The sequence below is a fragment of the Ruegeria sp. E8 genome, assembly GCF_056533985.1.
This window is the reverse complement of sequence record NZ_JBQFOY010000009.1, coordinates 87,289-106,647: the sequence shown is the minus strand read 5'-3', so window position 1 is coordinate 106,647 and position 19,359 is coordinate 87,289. Positions and strand designations below refer to the sequence as shown.

The 19,359-nt window shown below is 59.6% G+C and carries 16 protein-coding genes; 10 read left to right on the top strand and 6 right to left on the bottom strand.

From position 1 onward, the window contains the following. The first annotated feature begins 7 nt into the window (after positions 1-7). Together putA and ACR0LF_RS13620 are read left to right on the top strand one after the other, a co-directional pair. The gene (gene putA, locus ACR0LF_RS13625) at positions 8-3,406 is read left to right on the top strand and encodes a bifunctional proline dehydrogenase/L-glutamate gamma-semialdehyde dehydrogenase PutA (RefSeq protein WP_480578873.1); all 3,399 of its coding nucleotides are present in this window, start codon (positions 8-10) and stop codon (positions 3,404-3,406) included. Between the two features lie 42 nt (positions 3,407-3,448). Then, entirely contained in the window at positions 3,449-4,192 is a 744-nt protein-coding gene (locus ACR0LF_RS13620) for a rhomboid family intramembrane serine protease (protein WP_480578870.1), read from the top strand. 12 nt (positions 4,193-4,204) lie between these two features. Here ACR0LF_RS13620 and ACR0LF_RS13615 read toward each other — a convergent pair whose 3' ends face one another. Together ACR0LF_RS13615 and ACR0LF_RS13610 are read right to left on the bottom strand one after the other, a co-directional pair. Beyond that, on the bottom strand, positions 4,205-4,990 hold the full coding sequence (locus ACR0LF_RS13615; protein ID WP_480578867.1) for an inositol monophosphatase family protein: 786 nt from the start codon (positions 4,988-4,990) through the stop codon (positions 4,205-4,207). A gap of 98 nt (positions 4,991-5,088) precedes the next feature. Then, entirely contained in the window at positions 5,089-5,994 is a 906-nt protein-coding gene (locus tag ACR0LF_RS13610; RefSeq protein WP_480579184.1) for a LysR family transcriptional regulator, read from the bottom strand. Between the two features lie 94 nt (positions 5,995-6,088). Between ACR0LF_RS13610 and metF the strand changes: the two genes are divergently transcribed. Together metF and ACR0LF_RS13600 are read left to right on the top strand one after the other, a co-directional pair. Next, entirely contained in the window at positions 6,089-6,955 is an 867-nt protein-coding gene (gene metF, locus ACR0LF_RS13605) for a methylenetetrahydrofolate reductase [NAD(P)H] (protein ID WP_480578864.1), read from the top strand. Between the two features lie 231 nt (positions 6,956-7,186). Beyond that, positions 7,187-7,852: a J domain-containing protein gene (locus tag ACR0LF_RS13600; protein ID WP_480578862.1), complete on the top strand. Its 666-nt coding sequence runs from the start codon at positions 7,187-7,189 to the stop codon at positions 7,850-7,852. Between the two features lie 48 nt (positions 7,853-7,900). On the opposite strand, the gene ACR0LF_RS13595 is transcribed toward ACR0LF_RS13600, so the two are convergent. Then, complete coding sequence (locus ACR0LF_RS13595; protein WP_480578859.1) at positions 7,901-8,419, bottom strand: YHS domain-containing (seleno)protein; 519 nt, start codon at positions 8,417-8,419, stop codon at positions 7,901-7,903. A 252-nt stretch (positions 8,420-8,671) separates the two neighbouring features. Between ACR0LF_RS13595 and yghU the strand changes: the two genes are divergently transcribed. Further along, positions 8,672-9,550, top strand: coding sequence for a glutathione-dependent disulfide-bond oxidoreductase (gene yghU / locus ACR0LF_RS13590; protein ID WP_480578856.1), 879 nt, complete (start codon positions 8,672-8,674; stop codon positions 9,548-9,550). 60 nt (positions 9,551-9,610) lie between these two features. Here the strand turns inward: yghU and ACR0LF_RS13585 are convergent, their stop codons facing one another. Together ACR0LF_RS13585 and ACR0LF_RS13580 are read right to left on the bottom strand one after the other, a co-directional pair. Continuing rightward, positions 9,611-10,399 (bottom strand): SseB family protein, encoded by a 789-nt coding sequence (locus tag ACR0LF_RS13585; protein WP_480578854.1) that lies wholly within the window; start codon positions 10,397-10,399, stop codon positions 9,611-9,613. Continuing rightward, on the bottom strand, positions 10,392-10,979 hold the full coding sequence (locus tag ACR0LF_RS13580) for a uracil-DNA glycosylase family protein (protein WP_480578851.1): 588 nt from the start codon (positions 10,977-10,979) through the stop codon (positions 10,392-10,394). Before ACR0LF_RS13580 ends, ACR0LF_RS13585 begins: the two co-directional genes overlap by 8 nt. Positions 10,980-11,227: 248 nt before the next feature. Between ACR0LF_RS13580 and ACR0LF_RS13575 the strand changes: the two genes are divergently transcribed. The 4 genes from ACR0LF_RS13575 to ACR0LF_RS13560 are packed head-to-tail and all read left to right on the top strand — an operon-like array spanning position 11,228 to position 15,793. Further along, positions 11,228-11,887 carry an ABC transporter ATP-binding protein gene (locus ACR0LF_RS13575; protein WP_480578849.1) on the top strand — a complete coding sequence of 220 codons (660 nt, stop codon included), beginning with the start codon at positions 11,228-11,230 and terminating at the stop codon, positions 11,885-11,887. Beyond that, positions 11,865-13,442 (top strand): KpsE/RkpR family capsule polysaccharide export protein, encoded by a 1,578-nt coding sequence (locus tag ACR0LF_RS13570; protein ID WP_480578847.1) that lies wholly within the window; start codon positions 11,865-11,867, stop codon positions 13,440-13,442. The genes ACR0LF_RS13575 and ACR0LF_RS13570 overlap by 23 nt, the downstream gene beginning before the upstream one ends. Before the next feature lie 5 nt (positions 13,443-13,447). Beyond that, positions 13,448-14,281, top strand: a complete 834-nt coding sequence (kdsA, locus tag ACR0LF_RS13565; RefSeq protein ID WP_480578845.1) for a 3-deoxy-8-phosphooctulonate synthase — start codon at positions 13,448-13,450, stop codon at positions 14,279-14,281. Between the two features lie 15 nt (positions 14,282-14,296). Beyond that, on the top strand, positions 14,297-15,793 hold the full coding sequence (locus ACR0LF_RS13560; protein WP_480578843.1) for a phosphomannomutase/phosphoglucomutase: 1,497 nt from the start codon (positions 14,297-14,299) through the stop codon (positions 15,791-15,793). A 47-nt stretch (positions 15,794-15,840) separates the two neighbouring features. Here the strand turns inward: ACR0LF_RS13560 and ACR0LF_RS13555 are convergent, their stop codons facing one another. Next, positions 15,841-17,802, bottom strand: a complete 1,962-nt coding sequence (locus tag ACR0LF_RS13555; RefSeq protein WP_480578841.1) for an AsmA family protein — start codon at positions 17,800-17,802, stop codon at positions 15,841-15,843. Positions 17,803-17,897: 95 nt separating this feature from the next. On the opposite strand from ACR0LF_RS13555, the gene rimO reads away from it, so the two are divergent. After that, positions 17,898-19,286: a 30S ribosomal protein S12 methylthiotransferase RimO gene (gene rimO / locus ACR0LF_RS13550; RefSeq protein ID WP_480578839.1), complete on the top strand. Its 1,389-nt coding sequence runs from the start codon at positions 17,898-17,900 to the stop codon at positions 19,284-19,286. The last annotated feature ends 73 nt before the right edge of the window (positions 19,287-19,359 follow it).

The window sequence follows — 19,359 nt, the reverse complement described above, 5'->3', positions numbered from 1 at the left end:
AGGACCCATGTCACACAGCCTACGCACACTCATCGACACCCAGACCTATGCCGATCAGTCGGCTGCCCTTGATACCCTGATCGCTCAGGCAAACCTGACGGACACGGATCGTAGCGCCATCTGTGCCGCGGCGGCGCAACTTGTGCGCGACATCCGGTCCAGCACTTCCCCGGGATTGATGGAGGTTTTTCTGGCCGAATACGGTCTGTCCACCGACGAAGGCATCGCCCTGATGTGTCTGGCCGAAGCACTGTTGCGCGTGCCGGATGCCGACACGATCGATGCGCTGATCGAAGACAAGATCGCGCCATCCGATTGGGGCAAACATCTGGGGCAATCCTCGTCATCGCTGGTGAACGCATCGACCTGGGCGCTGATGTTGACCGGCAAGGTGCTGGATGAGGGCAAAGCGTCTCCGGTCGGGGCACTGCGTGGGGCCATCAAACGGTTGGGTGAGCCGGTAATCCGCACCGCCGTTGCCCGCGCCATGAAAGAGATGGGGCGCCAATTCGTTCTGGGCGAAACCATTCACTCCGCCATGGATCGCGCGCGCGGGATGGAGGAAAAGGGTTATACCTATTCCTACGACATGCTGGGCGAAGCGGCCCGGACCGAGGCGGACGCCGCGCGCTATCATCTGTCCTATTCGCGCGCCATTTCGGCCATTGCCGAGGCGTGCACCCATGACGATATCCGCGCCAATCCCGGCATCTCGGTAAAACTGTCCGCCCTGCACCCCCGCTATGAACTGGCGCAGGAACAACGGGTCATGGACGAGTTGGTTCCGCGGCTGCGGGCGCTGGCTCTGCTGGCCAAGGCCGCAGGTATGGGCCTGAACGTCGATGCGGAAGAGGCCGACCGCCTGTCACTGTCCCTGCAGGTGATCGAGGCAGTGATGTCTGATCCGGCCCTCGCGGGATGGCACGGGTTCGGTATCGTGGTTCAGGCCTATGGTCCGCGAGCCGGGCTGGTTCTGGATACGCTGTATGACATGGCCGAGCGTCATGATCGCAAGCTGATGGTGCGATTGGTCAAGGGCGCCTATTGGGACACCGAAATCAAACGCGCGCAGGTCGAAGGGGTGGACGGCTTTCCGGTCTTCACCCACAAGGCCGCAACGGACGTGTCCTATATCGCCAACGCCCGCAAATTGCTGGGCATGACGGATCGGATTTACCCGCAATTTGCCACTCATAACGCCCATACGGTCAGCGCCATCCTGCACATGGCCGAAGATCAGCCCTACGAGTTCCAGCGCCTGCACGGCATGGGCGAGACCCTGCATCAGATCGTGATGGACAAGCAGAATACCCGTTGCCGCATCTACGCGCCGGTCGGGGCGCATCGCGACCTGCTGGCCTATCTGGTGCGGCGTTTGCTGGAAAACGGCGCGAACTCATCCTTCGTGAACCAGATTGTGGATGAGGACGTTTCACCGGAAGAGGTCGCAACCGATCCGTTTGTCGCTCTGCAAACGCCACCGCCCGCGTTGCCAACCGGACCGGACCTGTTTCAGCCTGAAAGACCCAACTCCAAAGGCTTTGACCTGCATCACACGCCGACCCTGGATCAGATCGATGCCGCACGGGATCGGTTCCGTGCCCATCACTGGTATGCGCAACCCTTGCTGGCCAGCGACGCCAAACCGGAAGCGGATGAGCCCGTGATCAATCCGGCGCACCCTCAGGACAAACCGGGGGCAGTGGCTGCGGCCAGTACAGATGATGTCGAGATGGCACTGGCGTCCGCAAACCCATGGGACGTTTCCGCCGCTGAACGCGCCCGCGTTCTGAACGCCGCCGCTGATCTTTATGAGGCGCATTATGGTGAGCTGTTCGCCCTTCTGGCGCGCGAGGCGGGCAAGTCCTTGCCCGATGCGGTGGCGGAACTGCGCGAGGCAGTGGATTTCCTGCGGTATTATGCGGCCAACATTCCTGCGGCCAAACCTGTCGGGATTTTCACCTGTATCAGCCCGTGGAACTTCCCGCTTGCGATTTTCTCGGGACAGATTTCAGCCGCGCTGGCCACAGGCAACGCGGTTCTGGCCAAGCCTGCGCCGCAGACGCCCCTGATTGCGCATCGCGCCGTTCAACTGATGCATGAGGCTGGCGTACCGCGCGATGCGCTGCAACTGCTGCCGGGTGGGCCTGCCGTCGGAGCTTCGTTGACATCTGACCCGCGTGTCTCGGGCGTGGCCTTCACCGGGTCTACGGCCACAGCGCTCAAGATCCGGGCGGCAATGGCGGGATCCATGCGTCCCGGCACGCCACTGATCGCGGAAACCGGCGGGCTGAACGCCATGATCGTCGACAGCACCGCCCTGCCCGAACAAGCCGTGCAATCGATCATCGAAAGCGCCTTTCAGTCGGCGGGTCAGCGCTGTTCCGCGCTGCGCTGCCTGTATCTGCAGGAGGACATCGCCGATGACGTTCTGACCATGCTCAAAGGGGCGATGGATGCGCTGAATGTTGCAGATCCATGGCTGATCTCGACCGATTGCGGCCCGGTCATCGACGAACAGGCCCGTCAAGGCATTGCCGATCACGTGGCCAAAGCGCGCGGAGAGAAGCGGGTTCTGAAAGAGCTTTCGCTGCCACCCGAAGGCACTTTTGTCGCCCCCACTCTGATCGAGGTTTCGGGCATTGCCGCGCTGGAACGCGAGATCTTCGGCCCCGTGCTGCACGTGGCCCGGTTCAAGGCGCAGGACATCGACAAGATCATCGATGATATCAACGCCACCGGATATGGTCTGACATTCGGCCTGCACACGCGCATCGATGATCGGGTGCAGCATGTGACCGAGGCGATCCATGCAGGCAACATCTATGTGAACCGCAACCAGATTGGCGCCATCGTTGGCTCTCAGCCCTTTGGCGGCGAAGGTTTGTCAGGCACCGGGCCCAAGGCAGGCGGGCCGAACTATATGGCCCGCTTCTGCACACCGGATCGGCAAAGCACGGCGGACAGTTGGAGCTCTACGGCCGACCTACCCGCTTCTCAAGGGCAACCAGCGCCGGTCAAAACCCAGTCTCTGCCCGGACCAACCGGAGAATCGAACCGCCTGAGCGAATACCCGCGCCCGCCATTGTTGTGCATGGGGCCCGGAGAAGCCGCAGCGCGCGCGCAGGCTGAGGCCGTTCAGGCACTGGGTGGCACCGCCATTCAGGCGACCGGAATGCTTGATCTGCACCGGTTGGAGAACCTGACCGGCATTTCCGGCGTGTTGTGGTGGGGGGATAACGAAACCGCCCGGCAGATCGAGCAGCATCTGGCCCGTCGCGACGGTCCGATTCTGCCGCTGATCCCCGGCAAACCCGACCGCGCGCGTGTTCTGGGCGAGCGCCATGTCTGTGTCGACACGACGGCTGCGGGCGGAAACGCTGCGTTGTTGGGAGGTGCGGCATAAGCTTGCCTTGACGCTGGGCGCACAAAAGCCCAGCGTCGCACCATGTTTCCGATCCGTGACCATAACCCTTCGGGGCGCACACCTTATGTTGTCTACGCGCTGCTGGCGGCCAACATCCTGATCTTCCTCAGCTATGTGGGGATCATGGATGACGGGCCAAGGATCAGCAGGCTGTTTTTCGACTATGCCATCATCCCGGCGCGGGTCAGCGACGGGTTCGGGCTGGAAACACTGGTGACGTCCATGTTCCTGCACGGCGGGTGGATGCATCTGGCCGGGAATATGCTGTTCCTGTGGATCTTCGGCGACAACCTCGAGGACGAGATGGGCCACCTGCCCTTCCTGCTGTTCTATCTGGCGGCCGGGATCGGCGCGGGCGTGATTCACATTGTCACCGGGCCAGACTCGCAGGTTCCGACCGTTGGTGCCTCGGGCGCGATTGCGGGTGTGATGGGCGGCTATCTGCTGCTGTTCCCGAAAGCGCGGGTGGATATCCTGCTGATCCTGATCGTCTATTTCAGGGTCTTCACCATCCCCGCCTTCATCATGCTGGGGGTCTGGCTGGCGATACAGTTCTTTGGCAGCGTCACCAGCAACCCGGACGAAGGCGGTATCGCCTATTGGGCCCATACCGGAGGCTTTGCCGTGGGCCTGATCCTGTGCGCACCGCTTTGGTTGAAGCGTGGAGGGGTGCAGTTCTGGGACCGCACCCATGGGCACCCGCCCCACCCGGAAGCCAAGTACAAGCTGTCGCAGTCCCGCATCCCGCGTGTTCCGCGTCGATAAGTTAAGAGATGCTTAGCCCCGGATCACCTTGGCAAACTGATCAAAGATCGGCTCGTTCGAACAGATCACTTCACCATCCTCCAGCACATTGCCTTCGGGGTTCAGTGCCTGCACAAAGCCGCCTGCCTCTTTCACAATGATGATACCGGCGGCCAGATCCCAGGCGTTCAGGCGGCGTTCCCAGAAACCTTCGTAGCGACCCGCAGCCACATAGGCCATGTCCAGCGCCGCAGAGCCCCAACGGCGCACACCGGCGCAGGCGGGCATCAGGCGGGCCAGATCCTGCAGGGTTGCAGGCAGGTCCGAACGACCACCAAAGGGCAGACCGGTCGCGAAAATCGATTCAATCATGCGGTGACGGCCCGACACGCGAATACGGGTGTCGTTCATCCATGCGCCCTCGCCTTTTTCGGCAAAGAACATCTCATCCTTGGCGGCGTCATAGATCACACCGGCAACAATCTTGCCCTTGTGTTCCAGCGCGATGGAGATCGCCCAGTGCGGCAGGCCGTGCAGGAAATTGGTGGTGCCATCCAGCGGATCGACGATCCAGCGACGTGTTGGGTCTTCGCCGTCTATGGCACCGCCCTCTTCGGCCAGCCAGCCATAGGTAGGACGCGCGCCCAAAAGCTCTTCTTTCAGGATCGCTTCGGCGGCGATATCAGCCTTGGAGACAAAGTCACCAGCGCCTTTCATCGACACCTGCAAATTCTCGACTTCACGGAAATCCTTGACCAAAGAACGCCCCGCCTTGCGCGCGGCCTTGATCATGATGTTGAGATTTGCACTGCCAACCATTGTCAAAAGGCTCCTGTCCGGTCAAACCGCGCGTATACTGCCGCAATGCGCCCTTGCCAAGAGGAATGATACGCATAACAGACCCGCAGGAAACGCCGTTACTGGGATTGCAGCTTGCGCGCCTCTTCCCGGGCCAGTTTCACCAGTTCCTGCACATAGGGTTTCTCAAGATCATCCGACCGGACCGCAGCATAGAGGCGCCGTGTAATACCCTCTTTCGTCAGGGGCCGGGTGACGTAATCAGAGTTGTATTTGACCTCGCGCACAACCCAATCCGGTAGAACCGATATCCCCCGGTTCGACGCCACCAGCAGCAGGATGACGGCGGTCAGTTCCACCTGCCTGATTGTGGCGGGTTCAACGCGCGCAGGGATCAACAGCTGACTGAACACATCCAGACGCGTGCGCTCGACCGGATAGGTGATCAGGGTCTGACCACGAAAATCCTCGGCCTCGATATAGTCTTTCTTGGCCAGCGGGTGGGCCGAGGCGGCCACAAACACGGCGTTATAGTCGAAAAGCTCCACAAACTCGACACCCGGCAGGTCTTCGGGATCGGAGGAGACCACCAGATCGACCTCTTCCTTCTGCAAGGCCGGAAGCGCGTCGAAGGCGAGGCCGGGGCGAATGTCCACATCCACGTCGCCCCAGGATTTCCTGAAGGATTCGAGCACCGGAAACAGCCATTCGAAACAGGCGTGGCATTCGATGGCGATATGCATGCGTCCGGTGCGCCCGTCCCGCAGCGACGAAAACTCATGCTGGGCGGCCTCGACCTGAGGCAGGATCTGCTCGGCCAGTCGCAGCAGGCGCAGCCCGGCAGCCGAAAGCTTCATGGGTTTGGAACGGCGCAGAAACAGTTCGACCCCGGCCTGATCCTCCAACCCTTTGATCTGATGGCTTAAAGCGGACTGGGTGATGTTCAACTGGTCTGCCGCGCGCGCCAGCCCACCGCATTCATGGATCGCCTTGATGGTACGCAGGTGCCGGAATTCAATGTGCATTTCGAACAGCATTCATGTTGTTGTTGAATAATATGAGTTTGTCTCACATTGCCCGTCATGGCACAAGAAGATCAGTTGATCCAGAGAGGCTGTTATGTCCAAACCTGAAATTTCATTCGAGTTCTTTCCGCCCAAAACTCTGGAAGCCTCTTTCCGCCTTTGGGACACGGTGCAGACATTGGCCCCGCTGGACCCCCGCTTTGTATCAGTCACATATGGTGCTGGTGGCACAACGCGAGAGCTGACGCGCGACGCGGTTTCAACCCTGCATAAGTCGTCGGGCCTGAACGTGGCCGCACATCTGACCTGTGTCGATGCCTCGCGGCAGGAAACGCTTGAAATCGCGGACACCTTCGCGCGCGCGGGTGTGCAGGACATCGTGGCGCTGCGCGGCGACCCGCCAAAGGGGCAGGATAAATTCGTTCCGCATCCCGAAGGATTTGCCAGTTCGGTCGAACTGATTGAGGCGCTGGCCGAGACCGAGATGTTCAGCATCCGTGTCGGTGCCTATCCGGACACCCATCCCGAAGCAGCGGATATGGCGGCAGATGTCGACTGGCTGAAGGCCAAGCTGGACGCAGGCGCGGACGAAGCGCTGACACAGTTCTTCTTCGAAGCCGAGACCTTTTTCCGGTTCCGCGATGCCTGCGCCAAGGCGGGGATCGACAAGCCTATCGTGCCCGGCATCCTGCCGATCGAAAACTGGGCCGGTGCCCGCAGCTTTGCCCAGCGCTGTGGCACGCACATTCCTGTGTGGGTCGAAAAGGCCTTTGAAAAAGCCGTGCGCGACGAGCGTGAAGATCTGCTGGCCACGGCAATCTGCACAGAACTGTGTTCGGATCTGATCGAAGGTGGCGTGGACAAGCTGCATTTCTACACGCTGAACCGTCCGGAACTGACGCGCGATGTGTGCTTTGCGCTTGGCATTACACCAGAGGTCGAACTGGAAAACGTCGCCTGAACCTTAAAAATCCCCAACGATTCGCCCGGGTTACGTTTACGCCCGGGCGCTTTTCGTTTCGCTGTGTGTGAACTGTTTCACATTCACGCCTGCGAAATGACGCCTTTACGGGACAATCGAATCTCCGCATGGCGATTGTTGTCCGCACCCCCTCAAATCAGCCTCGAAATTTGACAAAACTATGACTCTGGCGACACTGGAAGCGTGTAGTTTGTAACGAGTGTGTTGAGTATGGAACCTGTCGATAGAGTGCGGGCACGCGCGGACGCGTTGGCAGACCTTGGGTTGGACCCTTGCGCCAGATCCAGTGAAATCAGGGATGCCTGGCGGCAGATCGCCTTTCATTCGCATCCTGATCACAGGGATGGCGACAGTTCTGGGTTTTCACGCGCCAAGGCGGCCTATGATTTTCTGCGCAAGGAAGGGCTGACGACAAAAGGGGGTGCCAGTTCCGGCCCGCCTCAGCCGCGTCGCCCCCGTTTGAAAAAGCGCATCATCGAGCTTCCGCAGGAAGATATTGCGGCCTGCAAGGCGATGTTGAACCCCGATCAGGTGCTGTCGCATATGCACAGTGCAAGTGATGTTCAGCCAGCGCCGGCCAAAGTCGTCTCTGACCACGTTCCCGACGCGGTCGGGTGTTACGGGCGGCATCTGACCTATTTCGTCACCACGCCAGTGCATCACGGGTCAAATCGCGTGGCCCTGCCAACCACGGTTCTGAGCGGCGGGCGCCACACCGAAGCGGAGATTCTGAGCTTTCAGTCCAAGGACACAGGTGCCGGGGAAGTGGTCATTCCCGATACAATCCGCGAACGCAAATTTCCGGGGGCCAAGAGTGTGCGGATCAGGTTTGAGGCCGATCAGGATATTCGGGATCAATTCTGGCTCGCGGGTTGAACGCAAAAGCCCGGCGACACACGCCGGGCTTTGATCTTCAATGCCGGATCAGTTGGTAACCGGCCCTTCCGAGGTAAATTTCGGGATGACACTGCCAGACGCGTCCGACGACTCGATACCCGGCCAGTTGCCTTCGGCGATGTTGATGTTGCCGGGCACGTCCTCTTCCCAGAAACCGACAACTACATCGGTGATGTTCAGATAAAGCTTGTCATCCACGATGCGCCACAGGTTCGGGTTGGCCGGAACCTTGCCGCCTTTCGATACGCCATAAGCGCAATGGCCATCATATTGAGGTGCGTAATAGGCCGGGTTTTCAAGGAACTTGTCCCGGTTTTCTTCCGAGGCAAAAGCCCAGGTTGCTCCGTTGTATTCCGCGGTGATGTCTGCGTTGCCGCGCACGCCTTCCGGCTGTGACTGACCGATCGCCACCTGATCCAGGTTGCGATAGGCGACAACGTCATAACCCGAGACGGCAAAGCCGGTGCCGTCAATGTACTGCGGGCCAGCAAATGCCGGAACGGCCAGCGTCATGGCCGCGGCGAAGGTCAAAGCAAAGCTTTTCATGTGGTCTATCCTTTTTCGTATCAACAGTATCGGTGACGCCGTGTTGGCTGGTCTGAGAGGACAATATGCGATTCCCGAGCAATTCGTAGTCCTCCTAACGCCGCTGTGACCCCCGACGAGAAAACGTGAGAGTTTGATCGTGGAATATTACAGAACAAACCGGATAAACTGGGTTGGACTCTGCAATCTGCAACATTAGCTGTAGGACAGCCGTGGGCACGGCCACAGATGTATAGGCAAGAAAGGCAAGAGATGAGCGACCAATCCCCATACACCCCCCCAGCGGTCTGGACCTGGGACAGTGAAAGTGGCGGACAGTTCGCCAACATCAACCGCCCAATTGCAGGGGCCACCCATGACAAGGACCTGCCAACCGGGCGTCATCCGCTGCAGCTGTATTCACTGGCCACACCCAACGGTGTGAAAGTCACCGTCATGCTGGAAGAACTGTTGGCGCTGGGACATGAAGAAGCGGAATATAACGCCTGGCTGATCAACATCGGTGAAGGCGATCAGTTCGGTTCAGGCTTTGTTGGTGCCAACCCGAACTCGAAAATCCCCGCTCTTTTGGATCATTCGGGTGAGGAACCTGTTCGCGTCTTCGAAAGCGCCTCGATCCTGTTCCATCTGGCCGAGAAGTTCGGCGCGTTCCTGCCCGCATCCGGCCCCGAGCGGACCGAGGTGATGAACTGGGTGTTCTGGCAAATGGGCAGCGCGCCCTATCTGGGCGGCGGGTTCGGCCATTTCTACGCCTATGCGCCTGAAAAATGGGAATACCCGATCAACCGTTTCGCGATGGAGGCCAAGCGTCAACTGGACGTTCTGGACCGGGAACTGGCGGACAAGACCTATATCGCGGGCGATGAGTACACCATCGCCGATATGGCAATCTGGCCCTGGTATGGCCAACTGGTTCTTGGCCGTCTCTACAGCGCCGCAGAGTTCCTTGACGTCGAATCCTACAAGAACGTCTTGCGTTGGGCCAAGGCGATTGACGCGCGCCCAGCGGTTCAGCGGGGCCGCATGGTCAACCGCGCCTTTGGCGAGCCGCACACTCAGCTGCACGAGCGCCACGACGCCAGCGATTTCGAAACCCGCACGCAGGACAAGCTGGAACCTGCTGCGGAATAACAGCAACGCCAATCATATGACGCGCGGCGCAGTTTGCGCCGCGTGTTTGCGTTTTGCCTGCTATTTCAGAATTGGCGGCTTTTCCGGGTTGCTTCCGGGGGCTGCGCGCACCGTCTCGGCGGCTTGCGGCGCGGGCAGATCAAAGCGAAGGCCTACCTTTGCCAGCAGTGCAGCGGCGGCCTCGCTTGCTTTGAAAAAACCAACATCCATCGCGCCTGCCTCAATCCCCGAAAAGGTCAGCGCCTCAGACGCGGCTTTGGCCAAGGCTGGCTCTGCCCCTTCAACCACATCAACAAATCCCAACAGATGCCCCTGCGCCCCGGCCTCGGATTTCGTGGCGACCAGATAGGCGGCATGGGCCAATCCGCCAGCGGTTGCCAGCTTGGTATCCAATGCGGTCAGCAGGCTGTCCGGCAGTCCGGCAGGCGGTAGGAACTCGGCCAGTTTTTCCTCAACCTCTTGCGGGCGGTGTTGCAACGTTTCAGCCAACCACCCCAGGGCTTCGGCCGGAACCAGCATGGATGACGGCGCAGTTTCAAGGTTCAGGCCCAATCCGATGCCCTGCCCGGCAAGCATCCCCGACAGCACCCGCCCAGACAGCGCCACATAGGGCACGGGACGCCCCGCGAATTGCGCCAGCCGATCCTCGCGATCAAAGGCCAGCACAAAACGCCCGTCGGCCACATCGAACAACTCGGGCGAAATGTTCTCGTCCCGCGCCTCTTCGGTCAGCATCAGAAACAACTCGCTGTCGGCAAGCCTTTCAAAGAAGCGCAGCCGGGCGGCATCGTTTTGCGAATCCGCCTGCATCGCGGCATGTGCCGTGTCCAACGCCGTGGTTTCAGTCATTCAGCACCTCTTGGACCCGTGCGCGCAGAACCGGCAGCAGCTCTGCCTCGAACCACGGGTTTTTCTTCAACCATGCCGTATTGCGCCAGGACGGATGAGGCAAGGCAAAGACCCGCGGCGCATGGTCCTGCCAGTTCCGAACGGTATCGGTCACTGACCCGCGTGCCTTCAGGTGATACTTGTGGGCATGACCTCCGACCAGCACGGTCAGTGGCACTTGCCCCAAATCCTGCATCACCCGATCATGCCAGGTCTCGCGGCAAATCGCGGGCGGAGGAAGATCGGCGTTGCGCGCATCATATCCGGGAAAACAGAACGCCATGGGCACGATCGACACGCGGTCGCGATCGTAGAAGACGGTCTGATCAATCCCCAGCCAGTGCCGCAACCGGTCACCCGACGGGTCGGTAAAGGGCCGCCCGGACTCGTGCACCCGCGCGCCCGGCGCCTGCCCCGCGATCAGGATCGGCGTTCCGGGGCGAAACCAGACAACAGGGCGCGGCATGTGCGCGGTTTCCGTTCTCGCGAATCTGTCGGCACACAGGCGGCACGTTCGGATTTCCTGACGTAAACTGCTCATCTGATTGCGGTGGCTCCTGTTCGCCGTGGCTGTTCTTGGCTGGTCAAACAGATAATAGTGATGCGACAAAGCACCAAGAGCGCAGAATACTGAACCGTATCCGATCAAACATTCACAAGCTTTGTCCGGAAACATTGATCATTTGTTTCATAATTCGACATAATGTAGCCAACATGGGAGGATAAAATCATCCCTTTCAGGCCGCCCGCAAGAGCGACAACACGACAAAACCGAGCAGCAGGCCGCACATGCTAGAGTTCGACAATGTCAGCAAGTCCTTCTGGACCGGGACGCGCCGCAAGGTGATCCTGGACCGGGTCTCGTTTCGCGTCGAACTGGGCAAATCGCTGGGCGTTCTGGCCCCGAACGGGACGGGAAAAACCACGCTGATCAACATGATGGCCGGTCTGGAAAAGCCCGATGAAGGTGTGATCCGACGGGATTGCCGCGTGTCCTTTCCCATGGGGTTTACGGGCGGCGTGGCGAGCAATCTGTCGGCGCTTGAAAACGCGCGCTACATCGCCAAGATCTACGGCATGGACCCCGACTATGTTGAGGCGTATTGCAAATGGCTCTGCGGTCTGGGCGAATACTTCGACCAGCCTTTGGCCACCTATTCCTCGGGGATGAAAGCGCGGTTCACCTTTTCTTTGATGCTGGCGCTGGATTTCGACATGTATCTGATCGACGAAGGGATGCCTGCGTCAACAGATGTCGAATTCAACGAAAAGGCAGGATCGATCCTGAAGGAAAGGTTGCGCACAACGACATTGGTGATCGTTTCGCACAGCCCATCGGTAATAGAGAAATTCGCCCAACAGGCCGCCGTTCTTCTGGACGGGCAATTGTATATGTTTGACTCCTTGGAAGAGGCAAAGCAGCTTTATGACTACGAAACCCAAGGTTAGAAAATACAACTGGCGCCGCAAGCGTCAGACGGAAGGTTCGGCCGAGGCGCGGTCGGACGCGATCTCTCGTATCCGCAATGCGACGCAGGGCCCTGCGGCCGCGGGCGAGGCGCAACCCGGAACGCAGCTGGACGACATCAAGCGCGAAGGTCTGACCGGCCGCCAATTGCGCATCGCGCGGCGTCTGGCACAAAAACACGGTCTGGCCGCGACCTCAGACTATGACGCGGTGCGGTTGCTGCGCAAAAAGGGCGTGGATCCTTTCCAGCGCACCAATCTTCTGGATCTTGCCGCCGCAAAACCATCGGAAAAGGGTGACACGCCGACAGACAAGGTCAGCATTCAGTTGCCGCAAGCTGTAGGTGCCGAAAAGCCAAACCTGCCCGGCCCCGAGCTTAGCCCCGCTGAGCGGCGCAACCTTGAAATCGGTCAGATTCAAAAAGACATCGCCCGTCGTCGCAGGCGCAAACTGTTTGGATTGTTTGCGCGTTTGGCGGCCTTTGTATTCCTGCCGACCTTCATTGTCGGGTTCTATTTCTACCGCATCGCCACACCGATGTACGCCAGCGATTCCGAATTCCTGATCCTGCAAGCAGACGGAGGACCCGGGAATATCGGCGGTTTGCTGGCTGGTACGCAGTTCGCGACCACGCAGGATTCGATCTCGGTCCAGTCCTTTCTGGAATCGAAAGAGGCGTTGTTGCTGCTGGATCGGGACGCCGGTTTTTCCGATGTGTTCAAGCAGGAATGGATCGACCCGATACAAAGGCTGGCCCCCGATGCCTCGCTGGAAGACGCCTATAAGCTGTTCAAACGCATGATCACAATCGGCTATGACCCGACCGAGGGGGTCATTCGGATGGAAGTTGCCGCCCCGGATGCCCAGACATCGACCGAGTTTTCCGAACGTTTGATTTCTTATGCCGAAGACCGGGTGAACGCCTTGTCCGGCAAGAAACGCGAAGACCAGATGCGCGACGCGCTGCAAAGCTTTGAATCAGCGCAGGAGGCAAGACGGCAGGCGCAGGAAGAGCTGATCGAGCTTCAGCTTCAGGGCACAGTTCTGGACCCCGAAAATGTCATTGCCAGCCTGCGCGCGCGCATCAATGAAATCGAAATACTGGTGCAGGACAAAGAGCTTGAGCTTGCCGCGCTACAGGACAACCTGCGCCCGAACAAGGCGAAGGTCGACGGCGTCAAGGCGGATATCTCGCGCCTGGAAAAGGTGCTGGAGGAACTGAACGCCGAGATGCAGGATGCCTCCGCCGGCGAAAACTCGCTGGCGCGGTTGAGCGTGCGTATCCAGATTGCTCAGGCGGATCTGGCGGCACGGGATCTGATGCTGCAAACGGCAATGCAGCAAATGGAATCGACCCGATCCGAGGCCAACCGGCAGGTCCGCTATCTGACGGTCTCGGTGAACCCGGTTCCCAGTCAGGAACCCAGCTATCCGCGCAAGTTTGAAAATACGATTTTGGCATTCCTGTTGTTTGCTGGTATCTACCTCATGATCTCGCTTACCGCGTCGGTCCTTCGTGAACAGGTATCCTCATAAGACCCATGAAACATGTAAAAATATCCGACCTGACAGTCGGCAATGACCTTCCGCTGACCATCATCGCCGGCCCCTGTCAGCTTGAAACGGCAGACCATGCACAGATGATTGCGGGCAAGATGAAAGAAGCCTGCGATGCAGCCGGGGCGCAGTATGTCTTCAAGGCGTCTTATGACAAGGCCAACCGGACCTCTCTGTCGGGCAAGCGCGGCATGGGAATCGATGCGGGGCTGCAGGTTCTGGACGGCATCCGCAAGACAATGGGCATCCCGGTTCTGACCGATGTTCATACCGAAGCACAATGCGCCATCGCTGCCGAAGCGGTGGACGTGTTGCAAATCCCGGCCTTCCTGTGCCGTCAAACCGATATGCTGCTGGCAGCGGGCAACACAGGCAAAGCGGTGAATGTCAAAAAGGGACAGTTCCTGGCCCCTTGGGAAATGACCAATATCGTCGACAAGGTCGAAAGCACAGGAAATGAAAACATCCTTCTGACCGAGCGCGGCACCTCATTTGGCTACAACACGCTGGTGGCCGATATGCGTGCGCTGCCACAGATGGCAAAAACCGGGTATCCGGTGGTGATGGACGCCACCCATTCTGTGCAACAACCCGGCGGCAAGGGCGGGTCCTCGGGCGGGCAGCGCGAATTTGCGCCGGTGATGGCCCGCGCCGCCGTTTCTCTGGGTGTTGGCGCTGTGTTCATTGAAACGCATCAGGATCCGGACTCGGCGCCTTCGGATGGGCCGAATATGATCCCGCTCGACCAGATGCCCCAACTCGTTGACACATTGATGCGCTTTGATGCGCTTGCTAAAGCAAATCCAATTCAAATCTAACGATTGAGACCAATTATGACCAAACCCCTCCCCGAGGTGACCCCCAACACCTGGAGCTTTCTGCGCGACGCGATGATCAAACCCACCGGGTTCCGTGAATATGATGCCCGCTGGAAATACCCCGAAGAGATCAACCTGCCCGGCATGACCGCGCTTGGTCTGGGCCTTGGCACCCAAATGCGCAGGCGTGGGATCGAGCCTGTGATCGCCGTCGGCAACGACTACCGCGACTATTCGCTGGCGATCAAAAACGCGCTGATCCTTGGTCTGATGCAGGCCGGTATTCAGGTGAAAGACATCGGCCCTGCGTTGAGCCCCATGGCCTATTTCGCGCAGTTTCATCTGGACGTCCCTGCCGTTGCCATGGTCACCGCCAGCCACAACCCCAATGGCTGGACTGGCGTGAAAATGGGTTTTGACCGTCCTTTGACCCACGGTCCCGACGAAATGTCCGAGCTGCGCGATATCGTTCTGAACGGCGAAGGTCAGCCCCATGAAGGCGGGTCGTACGAATTCGTTGAAGGTGTGAAAGAAGCCTATATCGACGACCTCGTGGGCGACTTCAAAATGTCCCGCCCGCTTAAAGTGGTCTGCGCCACCGGAAACGGCACTGCGTCAGCCTTTGCGCCCGAGATTTTCGAACGCATCGGTGTCGAAGTCGTGCCCAGCCACACCCGGCTGGACTATACCTTCCCCAACTACAATCCGAACCCCGAAGCGCTGGAAATGCTGCACGATATGGCCGCGGCGGTGAAATCCAGCGGTGCCGATATGGCGCTGGGGTTTGACGGCGACGGCGACCGCTGCGGCGTTGTCGATGACGAGGGCGAAGAGATTTTCGCCGACAAGGTGGGCGTGATCATGGCCCGCGATCTGGCCAAGCTATACCCCGGATCGACCTTTGTCGCGGACGTGAAATCCACCGGCCTGTTTGCCAGCGATCCCGAATTGCAGGCCTTGGGTGTCAAGGCGGATTACTGGAAAACCGGCCACAGCCACATGAAGCGGCGGGTCAAGGAAATCGACGCACTGGCAGGGTTCGAAAAATCGGGTCACTACTTTCTGGCCGAACCGGTTGGGCGTGGATATGACTGCGGCATGCGCGTCGCGGTCGAGATCTGCAAACTGATGGATCGCAACCCGGGTCAAAGCATGTCGGACCTGCGCAAGGCCCTACCCAAGACCTGGTCGACCCCCACGATGTCGCCCTATGCCGCGGATACCGAGAAATACGATATCCTCAAGCGCCTGGTCGACAAGCTGGTTGCCAAAAGCGATGCGGGCGAAACCCTTGCAGGGCGCGCGATCAAGGACGTGGTCACCGTGAACGGCGCACGCGTTATTCTGGACAATGGCAGCTGGGGTCTGGTGCGGGCCTCGTCCAACACCCCCAATCTGGTAGTCGTTTGTGAAAGCAGCGAAAGCGAGGCTGAGATGCGCGCCATCTTCGCCGATATCGATGCCGTCATCCGGACCGAGCCCGGTGTAGGCGACTACGACCAGACGATCTGAAGATAATGGCTTGGGGCATGTTCCAGTGTCCCAAGCCTATCAGTTGCTCAATCACCGCCAAACAGCTTGAGCAGACCTTTCTTTGCCTCTTCTTCCAGCTTGTTCTTCAGCGCATCTTCGATCTGATCGCTGTCGGTGATCGTCGTATCCAACTCATTCCCGACCTTTTCAAACACCTTCTGTTTGGCATCGTCTTCCAGTTCCTTGACTTTCACATCGGCCGCCGCCTCGATGACTTTGGTCAGGTCCGGCTTGATCGACGGATTGCTCCACGGGCCCACAATGCGCACCGGAACCGAGATCCCCTGCCCGGAGTTTGCACGCAGCGCCACGGGCGTGAACAGGTAATCGATGTTGCGCGCGCCCAGACCCACGGTGCCAGTGCCGTCAGCCCGGAAATTCTTTAACGACATAAGCAGATCGTTGTTTGTCAGAACACCCTGATCGATGGTGAAGCTGGCTGTCAGGCTGTTGAACACCGTCGTTCCACCCGACCCGGAGCCCCGCCCCATCAGGCGGTCCAGATCGAAACCGGATATCACCCCTGCCCCGACATCCAGATTTCCCTTGCCGCTGAGGGATCGCATGATCTGATCCTCGGACTGGCCGACACCAAGAAACTCGAACGCTCCGGCGGCGGTTCCCGACAGCCGTTCAACCCCGGCCAGTGTGGTCAGCGCCTGTTTCAAGTCGATTCCGCTGGCCTTTACATTGCCGCCAACGGACAGGCCATTGCGGTTGTTGGCAACCACCTGCCCATTCAACTGACCCGAAAACAGGGTGGCCGGATGCATTTCAAGCACGGCCCGCGACCGGTCCAGCGAAAGGGTCAGATCGCTTTTGCCTAACTCCATTCCGGGAACAGCGATGGAATTGGCCGTCAGACGGATTTTGCCGTTCGCCAACGCCAGAGCGGATGCGTCAATTGGGGCCGTCGACCAACCATCCGGTGCGGGCGCGCTGGCCTGAGATGTTCCGCCCGAGGCCAAAGCCGGACCCGTGTCGGAAATCCGCGACAGATCCAGGTCTCCGGCATCCAGACGTGCCACGATCTGCGGTGGGTCTGAAATGGTGATATCCGCCTCACCCACAAACCTGTTGTCGTCCAACTGCGCCACCATGTTGCGCAACGAAATCCGCCCGTCCTGCGTATAGGTCATATGCGCGGCGATATCGGCGGTTTTGCCCAATCCCGGCGGGACAGCTGTACCGGCCTGACCAAAGGCGGCAAGCATTCTTTCAGTTTCACGGGCCACAACCTTGGTGGTTCCATCCATTTCACCGGTCAGGTTTACGCGCCCGTCAAAGCCGATCTCTCCACCCGGAGCCCGCAACGCCACGTCCAGAGCAGTCACGGCCCCCGAGGCAAAGGCAGGCAGATCCGGGATTTTCAAGTCAACCTGAACTGCACCTCCGGGTACCGGCATGGCCGCTTCCATAATCATGGGTGCCGTGACCTCAGGCCAGCTTGCCGACAAGGTCACATTGGAAAAGTCCATTTGCGGGACGCCGTTTTCCACATAAATCAGCCGCGCATTCGTCAGTTCCAACTGGTCCAGAGTGACGGTCGCTGAAGCATCGGCAGGCGCGGATACTTCGGATGCGGTGCCAGCCGGGGCCGTCGCCGGGGCGCTCAGTTCCCAGTTGCCGTGACCCTCAGTGCGCTCAAGGCGCAAAACTGGGTTGTCGGCAAAAACACGTTTGATCCGCAGATCACCGTTCATCAGGGCGGCGGCGTCGACACCAACAGCAAGGCTGTCTGCGCTCAACATCGGCTCTGGCCCGGCCCAGCTAGCATTACCAAATCGCACCGGACCGGTCTCCATCCCCAAAACCGGCCAGAACGACAGGCGCACGTCGCCGGTCAGTGTCAGTTCGCGCCCGGTTTGTGCCTTGACCTGCTCAGCCAGGATCGTGGCCAGCTTGTCCCCGGGCATCAGCAGCAGCGCGCCGATGACCAGCCCGACCACCGCTACAACAACAAACAGGATGCGCATCAGCCATTTCATATTCTGCTCTCCGCCTTTTGGCTTGTCTTTGCCATGATCATTCAAATCACACGTCACATTTGCAAGGGGAAGCTTTCCCCACTATATGCCGCGCCATGACAACAAACCCGCCGAACCTCCGCCCAGACCTGGCGCCTGCCGCCCGGATCACCGAGACGCCCCAATCGAACCAGCCGACCATCGGTATGGTGTCGCTGGGCTGCCCAAAGGCGTTGGTCGACAGTGAGCGTATTCTGACCCGGTTGCGCGCAGAAGGATACGGCATTTCGCCCGATTATGCCGGGGCCGATGCCGTCATCGTGAACACCTGCGGGTTCCTTGACAGCGCCAAAGCGGAATCGCTGGACGCGATCGGCGAGGCGCTGGTTGAAAACGGCAAGGTCATCGTCACCGGCTGTCTGGGGGCCGAGCCGGATTACATCCGCGAACACCATCCCCGCATCATGGCCGTCACCGGCCCCCACCAATATGAACAGGTTCTGGATGCGGTCCATGCCGCCGTTCCGCCCGATCCTGATCCGTTCGTGGACCTGTTGCCCGCCAGCAGCGTGCAACTGACGCCGCGCCACTACAGCTATCTGAAAATCTCGGAAGGCTGTAACCACAAGTGCAAGTTCTGCATCATTCCCGATATGCGCGGAAAACTGGCCAGCCGGCCGGCCCATGCCGTTCTGCGCGAGGCCGAGAAGCTGGTCGACAATGGCGTGCGCGAGTTGCTGGTAATCTCGCAGGACACCTCAGCCTATGGGCTGGATCGGAAATACGATGTGAACCCGTGGAAAGACCGCGAGGTGAGCAGCCATATCACCGATCTGGCGCGGGAACTCGGGCAGTTGGAGGCATGGGTACGCCTGCACTATGTCTACCCCTACCCGCATGTTCGCGAGCTGATCCCTTTGATGGCAGATGCCGGATGCAACGTTCTGCCCTATCTGGATATCCCGTTCCAGCACGCCCATCCGGATGTTCTGAAACGCATGGCCCGCCCCGCTGCAGCCGCCAAAACGCTGGATGAGATTCAGGCCTGGCGCGCGATCTGCCCGGACATCACCCTGCGGTCGACCTTTATCGTCGGTTATCCGGGTGAGACCGAGGCCGAATTCCAGACCCTGTTGGACTGGATGGATGAGGCCCAGCTGGATCGTGTCGGCTGTTTCCAGTACGAAAACGTGGATGGCGCGCGGTCAAACGACCTGCCCGATCACGTCCCTGCCGAGGTCAAGCAAGACCGCTGGGATCGTTTCATGGAGAAAGCCCAGGCCGTTTCCGAGGCCAAACTGGCGGCCAAGGTTGGCCAAACCCTGCAGGTGATCGTGGATGAGGTCGATGACGAGGCCGCCACCTGCCGCACCAAGGCAGACGCGCCCGAGATCGACGGCAACCTGTTCATCGATGAAGGCTTCGAAGACCTCAAACCCGGTGACATCGTCACGGTCGAAGTGGATGAGGCCGGGGAATACGATCTGTGGGGAACGCCTGTTTAAGGCCCGATCACGGGTTCTGCACACAGCCTATCGGCAAAGCGTGAAGCAAGTTTATTGGCGGAATACGCGATCA

What these genes read in the sequence shown, in the direction of transcription:
- putA (WP_480578873.1), top strand. Translation starts at nt 8, where the DNA reads ATGTCACACAGCCTACGCACACTCATCGACACCCAGACCTATGCCGAT.
- ACR0LF_RS13610 (WP_480579184.1), bottom strand. Translation starts at nt 5,994, where the DNA reads ATGCACATTGAATTCCGGCACCTGCGTACCATCAAGGCGATCCATGAA.
- ACR0LF_RS13600 (WP_480578862.1), top strand. Translation starts at nt 7,187, where the DNA reads ATGGAACCTGTCGATAGAGTGCGGGCACGCGCGGACGCGTTGGCAGAC.
- ACR0LF_RS13620 (WP_480578870.1), top strand. Translation starts at nt 3,449, where the DNA reads ATGTTTCCGATCCGTGACCATAACCCTTCGGGGCGCACACCTTATGTT.
- rimO (WP_480578839.1), top strand. Translation starts at nt 17,898, where the DNA reads ATGACAACAAACCCGCCGAACCTCCGCCCAGACCTGGCGCCTGCCGCC.
- yghU (WP_480578856.1), top strand. Translation starts at nt 8,672, where the DNA reads ATGAGCGACCAATCCCCATACACCCCCCCAGCGGTCTGGACCTGGGAC.
- metF (WP_480578864.1), top strand. Translation starts at nt 6,089, where the DNA reads ATGTCCAAACCTGAAATTTCATTCGAGTTCTTTCCGCCCAAAACTCTG.
- ACR0LF_RS13615 (WP_480578867.1), bottom strand. Translation starts at nt 4,990, where the DNA reads ATGGTTGGCAGTGCAAATCTCAACATCATGATCAAGGCCGCGCGCAAG.
- ACR0LF_RS13575 (WP_480578849.1), top strand. Translation starts at nt 11,228, where the DNA reads ATGCTAGAGTTCGACAATGTCAGCAAGTCCTTCTGGACCGGGACGCGC.
- ACR0LF_RS13595 (WP_480578859.1), bottom strand. Translation starts at nt 8,419, where the DNA reads ATGAAAAGCTTTGCTTTGACCTTCGCCGCGGCCATGACGCTGGCCGTT.
- ACR0LF_RS13570 (WP_480578847.1), top strand. Translation starts at nt 11,865, where the DNA reads ATGACTACGAAACCCAAGGTTAGAAAATACAACTGGCGCCGCAAGCGT.
- kdsA (WP_480578845.1), top strand. Translation starts at nt 13,448, where the DNA reads ATGAAACATGTAAAAATATCCGACCTGACAGTCGGCAATGACCTTCCG.
- ACR0LF_RS13580 (WP_480578851.1), bottom strand. Translation starts at nt 10,979, where the DNA reads ATGAGCAGTTTACGTCAGGAAATCCGAACGTGCCGCCTGTGTGCCGAC.
- ACR0LF_RS13555 (WP_480578841.1), bottom strand. Translation starts at nt 17,802, where the DNA reads ATGAAATGGCTGATGCGCATCCTGTTTGTTGTTGTAGCGGTGGTCGGG.
- ACR0LF_RS13585 (WP_480578854.1), bottom strand. Translation starts at nt 10,399, where the DNA reads ATGACTGAAACCACGGCGTTGGACACGGCACATGCCGCGATGCAGGCG.
- ACR0LF_RS13560 (WP_480578843.1), top strand. Translation starts at nt 14,297, where the DNA reads ATGACCAAACCCCTCCCCGAGGTGACCCCCAACACCTGGAGCTTTCTG.